The organism is Acinetobacter sp. 197 (genome assembly GCF_048148385.1).
Classification (GTDB): Bacteria; Pseudomonadota; Gammaproteobacteria; order Pseudomonadales; family Moraxellaceae; genus Acinetobacter; species Acinetobacter pecorum.
Genome location: NZ_JAYWZK010000006.1, coordinates 105,794 through 120,465 on the forward strand (window position 1 = coordinate 105,794; position 14,672 = coordinate 120,465).

Here is a 14,672-nt window from a genome sequence, read left to right on the forward strand (position 1 = left end):
CATTTTTCCTTCTTTGGAATTTTATGAATGTAAATTGTCGACTACCCAGGTATCTTTAATACCGCCACCCTGGGATGAATTCACCACCAGTGAACCAGGTTGCATCGCTACACGTGTCAAGCCACCCTGTACGATTTCAGTACGATAAGGTGAACTCAGTACAAAGGGGCGTAAGTCGATATGACGTTCAGCAATACCAAAATTGGTTAAAGTCGGACTAACCGATAAGTCCAAAGTTGGCTGCGCAATATATAAATGTGGCGCAGCTAAAATTTTCTCCCTAAAATCTTCAATTTGCTGTTTAGATGCCTGTGGGCCAATGAGCATGCCATAGCCACCAGAACCTTGGGCTTCTTTCACCACCAACTGATCCAGATGAGCCATGACATAGTCCAGTTCTTGTGAATTACGACATTGATAAGTCGGAACATTCTTCAGAATTGGCTGTTCGCCCAAATAAAAATGAATCATTTTGTCGACATATGGATAAACTGATTTGTCATCTGCCACACCAGTTCCTGGAGCATTTGCAATCACGACATTATTTTGCAAATAAGCTGACATCAAGCCAGCTACACCCAAGGTGCTATCCGGTTTAAAGCATAATGGATCGAGAAAAGCGTCATCGACACGTCTATAAATAACATCGACTCGTTGGCGACCACGTATAGTTTTTACATAAACCTTCGAGTCATCAACAAAAAGATCACGTGATGTTACCAATGGTACATCCATCTCTCTTGCAAGAACCGCATGCTCGTAGTATGCACTATTGAAACGTCCTGGCGTCAGTACCACAACAAATGGCTTATCGACATAGGCATTTTCTATCAAAATTTCTTTTAATAATTGTGGATATTGCTCAATTGCAGCAATCTTGGACTGTTCGAATACTTTCGGCATCAGCTTTTCACTGATCTTGCGGCATTCCAGCATATAAGCTACACCCGATGGCGTTCTGAGATTATCTTCCAGAACATAAAACTCGCCTTTTGAATCACGAATCACATCTATGCCGCTGATCTGGCTATAAATCCCGCCTTTCAAGCTGTGTTGATACATGTGTGGCTGATAGGCCTCATGGGTCAAAATCTGCAGTTCAGGAATAATATTGGCTCTTAAAATATCCTGTTGATGATAAATATCATGCAGAAATAGATTTAGTGCACGTACACGTTGGGCCGAACCTAAAGCCACCATATTCCACTGTTTCCGGTCAATGACTCTCGGAATGATATCAAAGGGAATCGTTCGCTCTACGCCTTCTTCCTCCCCATAAACCGTAAAAGTAATACCGTGATGTAAAAAATGTTCTTTTGCTACCTGATTAAGTGTATTAAGTTCATCAAGAGTATGTTGAGATAACCATTCTTCCAGTCTTTGGCCAGCCTGACTGGACAGCACATGCTCATCCTGCATTTCATTAAAAAACTTTGAAGACAGTTGCTGCAATAAAAGTTGTGGATTGGTTGTTGTAGATACCGTTGGGGTTTTAGTGTCTATAAAATTCTTCCCAAGATTTGGAGAAGTAAATTTATCAATCGTTTCAATCACATTTGTATCCTGATTTCCTTTAAGCATACAAACCCTCGTATTATCATCTATTCTAATTTAATCAAAGCAATATCTATGCCAGCGCATCTATATTCCGCCTATCATTAATCTAGGAAATACCATTTAAACTCAATGCTATTTCTTGCCAAGTTGTTTTTAGTTTGTAGGACAATTGTTGCGTTTAAGGACTTGCGAAAAAATGTGAGTTTTCTTATTGTGTTAATCTAAGTTCAAATCCCGTCTTTTATTGCCAGTAAAATACACTATGTCAGCACAAGAAAAAGAAACCTCGAACAGCCTGTATCGCCAATGGCAAATCTTGTCGCGTCTTTCTACCGGCAAATGGATGGGAACACGTGAATTACAGGAAATCCTGAATCGTGAAGGTATCGATATCAGTCTGCGTACTATTCAGCGTGACCTGAACCAGATTGCGCAACGCTTTCCAATTGAAAGTAGTAAGACCACACCACAAGGCTGGCGTTGGCGCTCAGATGCGCCACTGCAAAGTTTGCCGCATATGACCAGCTCGCAAGCCGTCACCTTTATGATGGTCGAAGAACATTTAAAACACCTGCTGCCACCAAGCCTGATCGAAGAAATGAATCCCTGGTTTGATCTGGCGCGGCGCAGTCTTTCCTCCCAGAACAATGTCCGGCAATGGATTAATCGCGTGCGTATTGTTCCAGCTACCCAGCCACTGATTCCACCTGTTGTTGATAAAGCGGCTCAACAAGCCGTGTATGAAGGCCTGTTACAGGACAAACAACTGGAATGTGTGTATCAGGGTCGTGTTCATAACAGCGAAGAAAAAACCTATATTCTCAATCCTCTGGCCTTGGTGCAAAAAGGTTCCATTATCTATTTGGTATGTACCCGTCATGACAAGTCCGATATCCAGACTTTTGCCCTGCATCGCTTTAAATCTGCCGTAGTACTGAATTCACGTGCCTTGCATCCGGTGAATTTTGACATTGATGAATATATTGATTCTGGTGCACTGGGTTTCCGGGTGGATTTCAATCAGCCTACTGAGAACGTCACGCTTAAATTAACCATGTCGGAAGCAGATGCACATTATCTGGAAGAAAGTCAGCTTAGCAAAGACCAGAAAATTGAAAAAATAGATAAGGGTATGGCATTAATCACAGCCACCGTGCCATTTACCTCACAACTGGTCTGGTGGCTGCGTAGCTTTGGTAAAAAGATTAAACATATTGAACCGAGTATTGTGGCGGATGCAGTCAATCAACGGGATGAGGGGAATCCTTAGCCAGGGTTTCATCGAGATTTTATAAAAATTAAAAATAAAAAAGCCCCCAAATTGGGGACTGGAGAATTATACTTATATTTTTGTAATTATTGTGGTGATCTGTCGCTGTGCCCACCTGCCTCTCTTTGGTACCCTGAGATTCAGGTTGGATGAAAGTTCGATATTTAAAAATAACTGAGACATGAGCAAGCCAGTTCAGCAGTATTAAAGCGAATGGACTTTTTGGTCATGGGATCAAGCTCCTATATAATAGTGGATAAACCAACTATAAAATTATCGCTCCATCTTGTGAAATAAAGAGAATATCTATCTTATGCAGATTTTTTCTATAGGAATTTTTCAGTAATGTTTATCAGCAATCGCCATGGAATCATTGCATCACTTGGTAGGGTTTTCGGCAAGTTTATAAATTGAATAACAATTCTCTGCTTGTATAAGATAACGGGCTCTGCACATCATAAAGCCCTGTAGAAGTAGAAATAGGGACTTAATTTTACAATGGCTAACCCTGCGCAATTAGTACGTCATAAACTGCTTAATACGTTTTTTTCCCGCCATTCGGTCTGGTTTGCCTGCATTCTGATTGCAGTGATTTTTACCACATTCCATATTGGTTATTCGCCGCGTTATATCTATTATTTCATGCCGCAAACTTTGGTGAATACTCTGTGGATTCTGAGTATTCTCCTCAGCCTATTGGGTTTGTATGATGTACTGCAAAATAAGCATTCTATTCTGAAAAATTACCCAATCATGGGACATTTCCGCTTTATCTTTGAAGAATTCCGTCCAGAGATTCGTCAGTATTTTATTGAAGCCGACCGCGATGCACTGCCTTTTTCCCGCATGCAACGCAGTCTGGTGTACCAGCGGGCGAAAAACGAAAACTCAGATAAACCTTTCGGTTCGATCCTGAATGTTTATGAAGATAATTACCGCTTTGTCAGTCACTCTATCACCCCCTGTAAAGTTGCCGATCCGCAGACTTTTCGTATCCTGATTGGGAATGAGCAATGTACACAGCCATTTTCAGCGTCTATTTTAAATATTTCAGCCATGAGCTTTGGCAGCATGAGTGCCAATGCGATACGTGCACTTAATCTCGGTGCTCAAAAAGGTGATTTTTTTCATGATACAGGCGAAGGCAGTATCAGTCCCTATCACCTGGAATATGGTGGTGATCTGGTCTGGGAAATTGGCAGTGGATATTTTGGCTGCCGTACTTTAGACGGACAGTTCGACCCGGAACGTTTTGCTGCTCAGGCCAAGTTACCCCAAGTCAAGATGATTGAAATCAAGCTTTCGCAAGGCGCAAAGCCCGGACATGGTGGAATTTTACCTAAAAGTAAAATATCGGAAGAAATCGCACAAATCCGGGGCATCAGCCGTGATCATGATTGCGTTTCACCTTCTAGCCATCCGGCATTTAGCACCCCAATTGAAATGATGAATTTCATTCAACAATTACGTGAACTTTCCAATGGAAAACCAGTCGGTTTTAAGCTGTGTCTGGGTCAGCCTTGGCAATTTATGAGTATCGTAAAAGCCATGTTACATACCCAGATTTACCCGGATTTTATCGTGGTCGATGGATCTGAAGGTGGAACCGGAGCTGCGCCAATTGAGCTAATTGACTATGTCGGTGCACCATTAAGAGAAGGTTTACTGTTTGTACATAATACCCTTGTTGGTGCAGGATTGAGAGATAAGATCAAAATTGGTGCAAGTGGTAAAGTTATTAGTGCATTCGACATTGCCAGCACGCTTGCCATTGGTGCGGATTGGGTGAATTCCGCCCGTGGTTTTATGTTTGCAGTGGGCTGTATTCAGGCACAAAGCTGTCACACCAATCAATGTCCGGTTGGAGTCACCACCCAGGACAAAGATCGCCAAAAAGCACTACATGTACCAACCAAGGCAGAACGCGTCTTTCATTTTCATAAAAACACCTTGCATGCCCTGTCTGAACTGATCGCTTCCGCAGGTTTAAAACACCCTTCAGCCATTAAGGCGCATCATCTGGCGCAACGTGTGAATAGTCACGAAATAAAAAACTTTGCACAGATTCATTTTTGGTTGAAAGAGGGAGAATTATTGTCTTGTGAAAATAAGGATGATGAAAACTTCTACTTCCGGATGTGGAATTTGGCCAAATTAGAACAATTTTAAATCAACAAAGTTAGAAATAAAAAGGCGTTCTAAAAAACGCCTTTTTTTTACTTGAATGTTTAATCTTCACTCTATTAACAATAAATTAATAATAAGTTTTACTGCCAGGGGCATGTAGAAAGGCCGGAATCAAGCCTGTTAATGCAGCACGAATGTCTGCACGCTCATTGATTAACTGATGTGAACCTTCTTCCAGCATCAATAAGGTCTGGAGCCGGAATTTACGCCGGATGAATTCAATATTATAGCGCCAGTCCACAGTCTGATCTTGCGCACCCTGCGCCAGCCAGACCGGAATACGGCAAGCAGGTCGCGCTTCCATTTCCAGCATCCAGCGCGACATCGCCAGAATCCAGTCCATGCCCATCATCCGCGGTTGTAATGGATCTTTAAGCCGGATAAAACGCAGAAATTCCGGATTATGATTATTGCGTCTGAAATGTCGGGGAACTTCACGTTTGATGCGGCTAATAATGCCCAGCCCCACCGAATTATGCCACCAAGCAGTTTTGGCAGGTCGAATCAATGGTGATAACAGCAGAACCCGTTCCACAAAAGGATTTTCGCGACGCTGTGCAAATTCCAGTAAATGATGCATCCAGATCGCACCGCCGGTACTTTGTCCGATCCCCACCCAAGGTTTAGGTAATTGGGAGGCGTGCTGTACATAACGTTGTACTGCATGCAAAACCTGCTGATAGTGATCAAAATTCTGAATGCTGGCAGATGAACCATCACTCAGACCATGTCCAGGCAGATCATAGGTCAACACACTAAAACCCTGCTCCAGCAGCTCTTTTACAATCGGCTGATAAATACCACTATGTTCCAGATAACCATGCAACAGAAAAGCGGTTCCCTGAATCTTGTCAAAGCGGGTATTTTCCAGATTGGGCTCAAACACCTGTACATGCAGCCTGAATAATGGCATCTGCACATAGCCCTGCCAGTGTTTGCAGTCCAGCAAATCAAAACCATAAAGTTTTCGATAGGACTGCAAATCAATTGGCGGTTGATCACTACGATTCAGGTTCAAAGGTGGCAAAAGCTGTGGGGTAATGTCCCGACTAGGAATAGGTAAATCCAGCTGTTTGAGAACGGCGGGATTTAAAAATGGGATATCAGACATTATGGCACCTCCCGACAGTCACTGGATCCAAACCAGACATCGCGCATGGTCGCCAACATTTCATAATTGGCACGGCGACTATGATCATAATTTTGTGCACTTGGACGCCAGCGGGTCAAAGGCGTTGGCATCGGTGCTTCTACCGGAATAGTTTGTATACCATTTAAAGCAAATAAACGGCGGGTACGCGGCATATGATAACGATCAGTAATCAGAATCACTGTAGGTGCTCCACCTTTCTTTTGTAATAATAATGAACTGAAACGGGTATTTTCACAGGTATTCATACTGCGATCTTCCAGTAATTTTGCATCGACTCCGTGATTTTTCAGCCAGCGCTGCATATAGGGTGCTTCGACCCCACTCAGGACAATTGGTAACTGGTAATGTTTCTCTACTGCCAGCGTGGTTTCCAGTCGTAGTCGCGTATAATTATTGACGACAATTTCTTTGCGTTGCTCATCCAGAGTTAACCCACCACCCAGTACCACAATGGCATAAGGCTGAGAGCGATTCGCTGGTTTAACCTGCTGCTGATCTTGTAGTAAAGCCAAATCCTGCCGGATTTCTTCGCCATTAGTTTCCTGTACTGAACTAGCCTCCCTCTGCTCGAGTGGATGTGTCGTCAGAAACTCCATATATTGCTCAATGCGTTCCTTGTTTTCACTCCTATCCCACTCCAGTAATTCCCGGACATTGGCTGCCGGATCGACTGGTTCTGCATCTTCCTGTGAGGGCAATAACGGTACCTGGGCAGATGGACTTTGCTCTGATTTTTGATCTTGCTGCTCGCGCTGATAGTCTTCAATCACCTTCTGTAGCGCTTTATAACGCGCCTGAATCAGAAGCAGATTAGCCGAGTTATTTTGCTGAATATCCTGTTCCATGACCTTTAAATATGCCTGTCGGGCAATCCACAAGTCAGACCCAGGTTCCAGATTTTCATGTTCGCTGAGTGCAGCCATTTTCTGGCTTTGAGCCGCAACTTCATTGAGTTCTACTGATGCAAAGCGATTTAAACCCTTTACGATGATTTTTGAGTAAAAAGGCGTATAAATAAACACCAGCAGACAGCCGCATAGTACAAATAGTCCAGTGACAATTTGTAGAAAACGTACCATCCAATGGGTGTTCTTCATGTTATTCCTCTTCCTGATGAGAGCGGATCAGACCATTTTTATCGAACAATACAGGTTCAGGTTCCAGCATCAGCTGGAATTTATCCCAAACCGCTTGCTGTACCGCACGATAAGTTTTACGTACATCGGTGAGAGAGGCTTGACCATAATTCACCAAGACCAATGCCTGTTTATGAAACATGCCGACAGGGCCCAACTGTTTGCCTTTCCAGCCAGCCTGATCAATTAACCAGCCTGCTGCAAGTTTAACTTGCGCATTGGCTTGCTGGTAATGGGGTAAATTCGGGAAAGATACAGCAATTTGGTCAAAGACCACCTGATCAACCACAGGATTTTTAAAGAAGCTGCCCACGTTAGGGAATTCTTGCGGATCAGGCAATTTACTCTGGCGAATCTGGATGACCTGTTGTTGCAGGTTTTCTGCTGTGAGTTGATCACCAACCGCAGTCTTCAGATCACCGTAATTCAGTTTCAAATCTGGCTGTTTAAGTAATCTAAAAGTCACATGGGTAATCACATAACGATTTGGATCATCTTTAAAAATACTATGCCGATAGGCAAATTGGCAATCGGCTGCCTGAATCGAAGCAAACTGTTTCAGCTGACGGTCATAGACCTCGACGGAATCAATAAACTCGCCGACTTCAACGCCATAAGCGCCAATATTCTGTACTGGCGAAGCACCGACACGTCCAGGAATCAGGGCCAGATTTTGTAAACCATACAGACCTTGTGCTGTAGTCCAGAGCACGAAGTCATGCCAGCCTTGACCACCGCCTACACGTAAGCGCTGCGTCTGATCATCAGCATCCAGCATTTCAATGCCATGAATATCCATATGCAGAACCAGTGCATCAATCTGCTCCGGCAACAACATATTGCTGCCGCCTGACAGGATCAGCACATTGAGTTGTTGCTGTTCCGCAAAATCCAGTGCAGCAATCAGATCAGCGGTTGACTGAATATGAGCGTAATATGAAACAACTGCTTCTAAATTTAAGGTATTAAAAGGTTTAAGTTGAACCTGGGTTTGAATCTGCATTGCTTAAACCTTGTGTAAATTCTGTTTAAAAATCTCAATCCAGGCCTGGCTGCTGGACTCACACTGATCAAGCACCCGCTCAAAGCCATCCGCTTCGCCATAATAGGGATCGGGTAAAGCCTGTTTTGGATAGCTCTGGTCATACTCACTCATCAGTGCCACATGAGCACGTACATGACCAAACTGAGTTTCTGCCAGACGCTGTATGTTTTGGATATTGGATAAATTCTCCAGATCCATCGCCAGAATCAGATCATAATCAATAAAATCATGCGGAGTCAGCTGACGCGCCCGCAAGCCAGAAAGATCGTAACCACGTTTCAGCGCATGCTTTTGGCTACGCAAATCCGGAGCCTTGCCGGGATGATAATTACTGGTTCCAGCAGAATCGACCACGATATTCAGTTGCTGTTCATCACAATAATGTCTGAGTACCACTTCTGCCGTGGGAGAACGGCAAATATTCCCCAAACAAACACATAACACCTTGTATGGCGTTCTGGATGACATAAACAACCTCAGAGCTACTTTATTTTAAGGATTCTTATGTTAAGTTATTTATATACTGATTCCTATCTTACAACCATAGAATAATCTCGTATTTGCAATAAAAATATTAAGGATATCGCCATGAATCGTTTTCAGTTTCAAACCGTCCCCAATATCATTGCCGGACTAGGCACGATTCAGGAATTGTTTAAAATCCTAAAAAATGGCCGTTATCAACGTCTACTGCTGGTGACCGATCCCGGCATGCTGAAGCAGCAATTACATCTGCCGATTCTGGATATTATTGAAGCTGTCGGGCTGGAGTACGTGATTTATTCGGATGTTCAGGCCGATCCTCCCGATACAGTGGTGCTTGAAGCGGCGGCTTTTGCAAAACAGGAAAATATTGATGTGGTGCTGGGCTTTGGTGGTGGCAGCTCGATGGATGTGGCCAAACTCATTGCAATTTTGGCGCATCCTGAACAGCATCAGACGCTGTCAGATCTGTATGGCGTTGATAATGCTACCGGACCGCGTTTAGCTTTAATTCTGGTACCGACCACGGCTGGAACAGGTTCAGAAGTGACGCCGATTTCGATTGTCACCACAGGTGAAACGACCAAAACTGGCATTGTCGCGCCCATTCTCTATGCAGATGTTGCCATTCTGGATGCAACCTTTACCCAAAATCTTCCGGCACAGATCACTGCCGCCACCGGCATTGATGCCATGGTGCATGCCATTGAAGCCTATACCTCAAAACACAAGAAAAACCCTTATTCGGATATGCTGGCCAAACAGGCTTTAAGATTACTGAATGCCAATCTGCAACGTGTGCTGCAAGACGGCCATGATTTAGATGCGCGTCAAAATATGCTGGTCGGTTCCATGCTGGCTGGACAAGCTTTTGCCAACGCACCAGTCGCTGCCGTACATGCGCTGGCTTATCCGCTTGGTGGACATTTTCATCTGTCACACGGGCATAGCAATGCGCTGGTTCTAACTGAAGTATTAAAGTTTAATGCGCCAGCGGCTAAACAGCTCTATGCGGAATTAATGACCTGGCTGGATCCCCGCAGTAAAGGTTGTCATGATGGTCTGACCGATCTGTTTATTGATCATTTTAATAATCATCTGATGCAAAGCGGTTTGACTCTAAAACTAAATGAGTTGAATGTTCCGGAACATATGCTGCAGGTCATGGCAGAAGATGCGATGCAACAAAGCAGGCTGTTGCAGAATAATCCACGTGAACTCAAGGTGGAGGATGCTTATCAGATTTATCAGGCGATCTATGCCTAGACCAATTTCTACCTAAGCCTGAATAGCTGAGGATTTAATAATAATGAAAGCTACGATCAAACAGCGTGAACACTATATTTTTTTCCTGCCCATTCAAACCCGATGGGCAGACAATGATCTGTATGGCCATGTCAACAATGTCACTTATTACAGTTATTTTGATACCGCCGCCAATGCCCTGCTGATTCAGGAAGCTGCTTTTGACCCAAAATACTCACCCATGATTGGACTGGTCGTCAGCTCCAACTGTCAGTTTAATCAGGAACTGTCTTATCCGGAAATTATTGAAGTGGGCGTAGCCATTGAAAGCATGGGAAGCTCATCGCTCAGCTATGATCTGGCTATTTTTAAACGCAACTCAGATACAGCCGCTGCGCAAGGCAATTTTGTCCATGTATTTGTCGATCGTGAGACACGAAAAAGCTCCACGATTCCAGTTGAAATGCGGGATGCTTTATCTCGATTTGTTGTGACTTAAAATCCAGCCTATTTCAGCTGAATATTTTGCAGTTCACCGTCAAACTGCTGTAACAGATCGCGTACTGCCGGTTCAGTATGTAACAATTCTTCGGCACGTTTAAAAGCACGTGCCTTACGCTGATGCTGCATGGTATACGGCGTTAACTGTTCCACATTCTCAAATTTCACCTGGAAGTTAGTTTGCGGCCATTGCTGTTGCAAAGCTGCTTCCAGATGATGTTGCAACTGGGTTAACAATTGCTGGTACTGTTCAGGAATATGGAAAACGGATTCGCCATTAATCTGACCAGTCATGATGCCATACTGCGCCAGTTCCTGTACGGCCGGAGAAAGCTGGCTGTTACGGAACCAGTACTCCCATTTTTCTACGCTCCACTCGCCTTCTAAGGCTTGCTCAGGTATTTTTAAAATATCCTGTGGCATCAAATTCTGCGTATTTACGTCTTGGGAAATGTCTTCCGGCAAAACTGTCTGTGCAACTGGCTGAACCGGAGCTGTATTTTCAAGAGCAGGCTGATCGGTTGTTTCCTGTGAAAGCTCTATTTCCGGTGCAGCAAGACTAAATTCCTCATCAGCAGACATGATGTCTTGTACTGGCTCACTAGGAATGACGGCATCTGCAGGAATAAAATCTTCAAGCAGGAAATCATCCGAACTGTTGCTAGTAGCCGGTGCTTCTGGCGTACTCTCGATTTCATCAAAACCAAATAAGCCTTTATCATCATTTGGATCAAAAACAATTTGATCACTAGACCGCACTTCTTCAATCACTGTTTGAGTTACTACAGGCTGGACAGGTTCAGGTGCATTGATGCTGGTGGGCTCGTCTTCATCCAAAAAATCATCCGAAGAAGGTTCAGACGCTGATGCGGCATCAATCTCCTCATCCGTATCATCGTCTAGAGAGAAATCATCAAATACCGGTTCTGCCTCCAATGATTGTGTTTCTACTGATTCAGATTGAAGTTGTGTCTGAACAGGTTGCTGTAGGCGTGTTGTATGGGTTGTTGCCTGTTGCGGTGCAGTATCCTGCATCACCGGAATTTCACTTGGTTGTAATGGACGGAAAGCCAGTAAGCGTAGCACCGTCATTTCAAAGCCTTGTTCCTGCGTAACTGCAAGCTGTAAATCGGCACGACCCTTACAGGCAATCTGATAATACAGTTGCAGGTCCTGAGCAGAAATCAGACCGGATAATTGCATGATCTTTCGATTGATCTCAGCACTGTATTTCAGGCTCAGATCTGGCAGATACTGCAATAAAGCCAGTTCATGTAGGGTTGAAATCAGCTGGTCGAGCACCAGTGACACATCCAAAGCTTGCTGACGGAACTGTAGCAATAACTGACTGACTTGCGCTTTCTGATTCTGGTGAATCGCCAGAATCAGATCATAAATAATGGTACGGTCAATCAGCCCTAGCATGTCTTTAACATCCTGATGCTGAATCGCTCCCTGACCATAGGCAATCGCCTGATCGGTCAACGACAAGGCATCACGTAATGAACCTTGCGCAGATTCAGCAATCTGCCAGATGGCATCCTGATCAGACTGAATGCTTTCTTTGCTAAGAATATGGCCCAGATGTTCGGTAATTTCATCGACTGCCAATGGGCGCAAGGTAAATTGCAGACAGCGAGAAATTACGGTAATCGGTAGTTTTTGCGGATCGGTAGTTGCGAACAGGAATTTGACGTGTTCCGGCGGTTCTTCCAGCGTCTTTAACAGCGCATTGAAAGAATGCGTGGACAGCATGTGCACTTCATCGATCAGGTAGACCTTGAAGCGTCCTTGAGTCGGTGCATAAGGAACATTGTCGAGCAGCTCGCGGGTATCTTCCACCTTGGTGCGTGACGCCGCATCAATTTCAATCAGGTCAATAAAACGACCTTCATTGACTGCGGTACAGGTCGCACAGACTTCACATGGGGTCGAGGTAATACCTGTCTCGCAGTTCAAGCACTTCGCCAAAATACGTGCAATCGTGGTTTTTCCGACACCACGCGTTCCCGTAAACAAATAAGCATGATGCAAACGGCCACGTTCGAGCGCGCTGGTTAAAGCACGAGAAACGTGGTTTTGACCCACCAATTCATTGAAATTACGAGGACGGTATTTTCGCGCAAGTACTTGATACATGTATGCTCCTTTTTACAGGTCTAAGCATACTGTTTTTTTATGAAATAGTGAAATGAATGCCGGTTTATAAAGAATAAAAATCCCTTGATCAAAATCATTGAAAAAGGGATATAAAACAAATGCTTTTTTAAAATTAGACCGATTCAAACAGGATAAAGTCACTTTGCATCTGGTAGCGTTTGCCTGTTTGATCTTCACGAATTTCCAGAACATGCTTTTTCAGATCGACATAGAGCAGATTTCGGGTATCGACATTCAGCAGTTCGATCTTTTGTTGTGATTCATCCTGAAACCGAATCTGCCCGCTCATCGTTTCAATTTCATTATGACCACTTAAACTTTCACGCTGTAAAGTAAAGGTCTTATCTTCATTTAAAGTTAAAGCCACTGCCATGCCGGGACAGTCTTCACAACTTGAAAAGCATCCCATACATGGCGTTGTGCCCTGATAATTTCCCACCCATGTGGGTAGCTGCACCTTGGCTTCAGCGACAGTATTTGTAACTGATTGATTTTGATCCTGACAACCCAATAAAGCACCGGTTACCACCAAAGGAATCAATATCACTTTCTTCATGCTTTCATTTCACAGAACTGGAATTCGCCACAAAATAGCACATTTTAAAGGATAGATTAATCCTGGATCAGGGTGATCTAACGCCAGCCTTTGCGCCCGGTCAGTACCGCATCCGCACAGCGCAAGGTTTCCTGAGTCAAACCCCAAAGACGGTAGTCTCCGGTCAATGAACCTGTAGGAAAGTTATGTGTATAGGCAAAACTTAAACCACGCTCAGGATCGCACCAGGCACCAGAGCCATTAAAACCCATATGACCAAAACCTTTAGAGGCTTTTCCTAAAGTGAGAACACGGTGATAACCCAAGCGCCAGTGCATCGGTAAAGGCATAACCCGATCTCTTGTTTTGTATTGCACCTGACTAAGTCGCTGGAATACCTCCTGCGAAATCAGTTGCTGTCCTTGCCATTCACCACGACTGGCCAGCATGGCATAGATTTTTGCCAGACTCTCTGCGGTAAATACTCCATTAGCAGACGGAATAATGGCCTGTAGACCCTCATGACTAAAGAAACTAAAGTTCTTCATGCCCTTAGGAATCATGCCATCCTGAAAATCCTGTGGACTCTGACCACTCCATACCAAGGCTCGTTCCATCAGGCTTGGTTGCCTTGACACAGTTTTTTTCGCAGTCTGTGTTTGAGACTTGGTTATTTTAGGCTTTAAAATAGGTAAGGCCACCCGAGCTAACTCATGCGTCGGTACGCTAAAATAAGCGCCATTTAACTGTAGTGGCTGTACCAGATATTCCTGCATCAGTTCACCCAGTTTTTTACCCGTCGCTTTTTCCAGTACACCACCTACTTGCCAGCCAAAAGTCAGCGGTTGATAGGCTGCATCTGTTGCAACTCGAAAACGTGGTTCCGCTGCCGCAATCCGGTCCAGCATATGCGACCAGTCGGCCATTTCAGTGGCATCATCAATCATATTACGGATATCAAACAGGCCACTTTGATGACTGAGCATATGCGCCAGAGTAATATTTTCTTTACCCTTTTGTGCAAATTCAGGCCAGTATTCTGCAACCGGTCTATCATAATCCAGATAACCTTGACTGACCAGAATATGCGCCAAAGTCGCCAGCACGCCTTTGCCGGTGGAATAACATAGCGACATGGTATCGGGTTGCCAGTTTTCAGTTAAAGATTTTTTACCGGTATAAATATCGACGACCTTTTGTCCCTCAAAATATACCACCAGTGCGGCACCACCCTGTCCGGTACGTGCATCCTGCAAACGGCTAAACTGACGGGCAAGGTCACTGAAACGCTCATCGACATTGCCCTGATAATTATGCTGATCAGCAAACAGATAATCTTTAATTGGCTGCATCATTCTATCCATAGAATATTGATCCCTTAAAATGAAAAAGCCTAAATC

Annotated in this window: 12 protein-coding genes; 4 read left to right on the forward strand and 8 right to left on the reverse strand. The window is 44.1% G+C overall.

The window, feature by feature from the left end:
• Positions 1-21: 21 nt before the first annotated feature.
• A complete protein-coding gene (locus VXQ11_RS07795) occupies positions 22-1,581 on the reverse strand; it encodes a circularly permuted type 2 ATP-grasp protein (protein ID WP_416705772.1) in 1,560 nt (519 codons plus the stop codon).
• A 238-nt stretch (positions 1,582-1,819) separates the two neighbouring features.
• Here VXQ11_RS07795 and VXQ11_RS07800 point away from each other — a divergent pair, with 238 nt between their 5' ends.
• Both VXQ11_RS07800 and VXQ11_RS07805 read left to right on the forward strand, forming a co-directional pair.
• Positions 1,820-2,827 (forward strand): WYL domain-containing protein, encoded by a 1,008-nt coding sequence (locus tag VXQ11_RS07800; RefSeq protein ID WP_144723808.1) that lies wholly within the window; start codon positions 1,820-1,822, stop codon positions 2,825-2,827.
• A gap of 498 nt (positions 2,828-3,325) precedes the next feature.
• Entirely contained in the window at positions 3,326-4,996 is a 1,671-nt protein-coding gene (locus tag VXQ11_RS07805) for a glutamate synthase-related protein (protein WP_416705773.1), read from the forward strand.
• Positions 4,997-5,081: 85 nt separating this feature from the next.
• Here VXQ11_RS07805 and VXQ11_RS07810 read toward each other — a convergent pair whose 3' ends face one another.
• From VXQ11_RS07810 to VXQ11_RS07825, 4 genes are read right to left on the reverse strand one after another with little or no spacing between them, the layout of a single operon-like run.
• On the reverse strand, positions 5,082-6,125 hold the full coding sequence (locus VXQ11_RS07810; protein WP_416705774.1) for an alpha/beta hydrolase: 1,044 nt from the start codon (positions 6,123-6,125) through the stop codon (positions 5,082-5,084).
• Positions 6,125-7,264: an ElyC/SanA/YdcF family protein gene (locus tag VXQ11_RS07815; RefSeq protein ID WP_416705775.1), complete on the reverse strand. Its 1,140-nt coding sequence runs from the start codon at positions 7,262-7,264 to the stop codon at positions 6,125-6,127. The genes VXQ11_RS07810 and VXQ11_RS07815 overlap by 1 nt, the downstream gene beginning before the upstream one ends.
• A gap of 1 nt (position 7,265) precedes the next feature.
• Positions 7,266-8,306, reverse strand: a complete 1,041-nt coding sequence (murB, locus tag VXQ11_RS07820) for a UDP-N-acetylmuramate dehydrogenase (protein WP_416705776.1) — start codon at positions 8,304-8,306, stop codon at positions 7,266-7,268.
• Between the two features lie 3 nt (positions 8,307-8,309).
• Entirely contained in the window at positions 8,310-8,816 is a 507-nt protein-coding gene (locus tag VXQ11_RS07825) for a low molecular weight protein-tyrosine-phosphatase (RefSeq protein ID WP_416705777.1), read from the reverse strand.
• A 120-nt stretch (positions 8,817-8,936) separates the two neighbouring features.
• Here VXQ11_RS07825 and VXQ11_RS07830 point away from each other — a divergent pair, with 120 nt between their 5' ends.
• The gene (locus VXQ11_RS07830; protein ID WP_416705778.1) at positions 8,937-10,097 is read left to right on the forward strand and encodes an iron-containing alcohol dehydrogenase; all 1,161 of its coding nucleotides are present in this window, start codon (positions 8,937-8,939) and stop codon (positions 10,095-10,097) included.
• A 43-nt stretch (positions 10,098-10,140) separates the two neighbouring features.
• The gene (locus VXQ11_RS07835) at positions 10,141-10,575 is read left to right on the forward strand and encodes an acyl-CoA thioesterase (RefSeq protein ID WP_416705779.1); all 435 of its coding nucleotides are present in this window, start codon (positions 10,141-10,143) and stop codon (positions 10,573-10,575) included.
• 8 nt (positions 10,576-10,583) lie between these two features.
• Here VXQ11_RS07835 and dnaX read toward each other — a convergent pair whose 3' ends face one another.
• The 3 genes from dnaX to VXQ11_RS07850 all read right to left on the reverse strand — a co-directional run bounded on the left by dnaX (position 10,584) and on the right by VXQ11_RS07850 (position 14,624).
• Positions 10,584-12,716, reverse strand: a complete 2,133-nt coding sequence (gene dnaX / locus VXQ11_RS07840) for a DNA polymerase III subunit gamma/tau (RefSeq protein WP_416705780.1) — start codon at positions 12,714-12,716, stop codon at positions 10,584-10,586.
• 133 nt (positions 12,717-12,849) lie between these two features.
• Positions 12,850-13,293 (reverse strand): copper resistance protein NlpE N-terminal domain-containing protein, encoded by a 444-nt coding sequence (locus VXQ11_RS07845; protein WP_416705781.1) that lies wholly within the window; start codon positions 13,291-13,293, stop codon positions 12,850-12,852.
• 77 nt (positions 13,294-13,370) lie between these two features.
• Positions 13,371-14,624, reverse strand: coding sequence for a serine hydrolase domain-containing protein (locus VXQ11_RS07850; RefSeq protein WP_416705782.1), 1,254 nt, complete (start codon positions 14,622-14,624; stop codon positions 13,371-13,373).
• Positions 14,625-14,672: the final 48 nt, after the last annotated feature.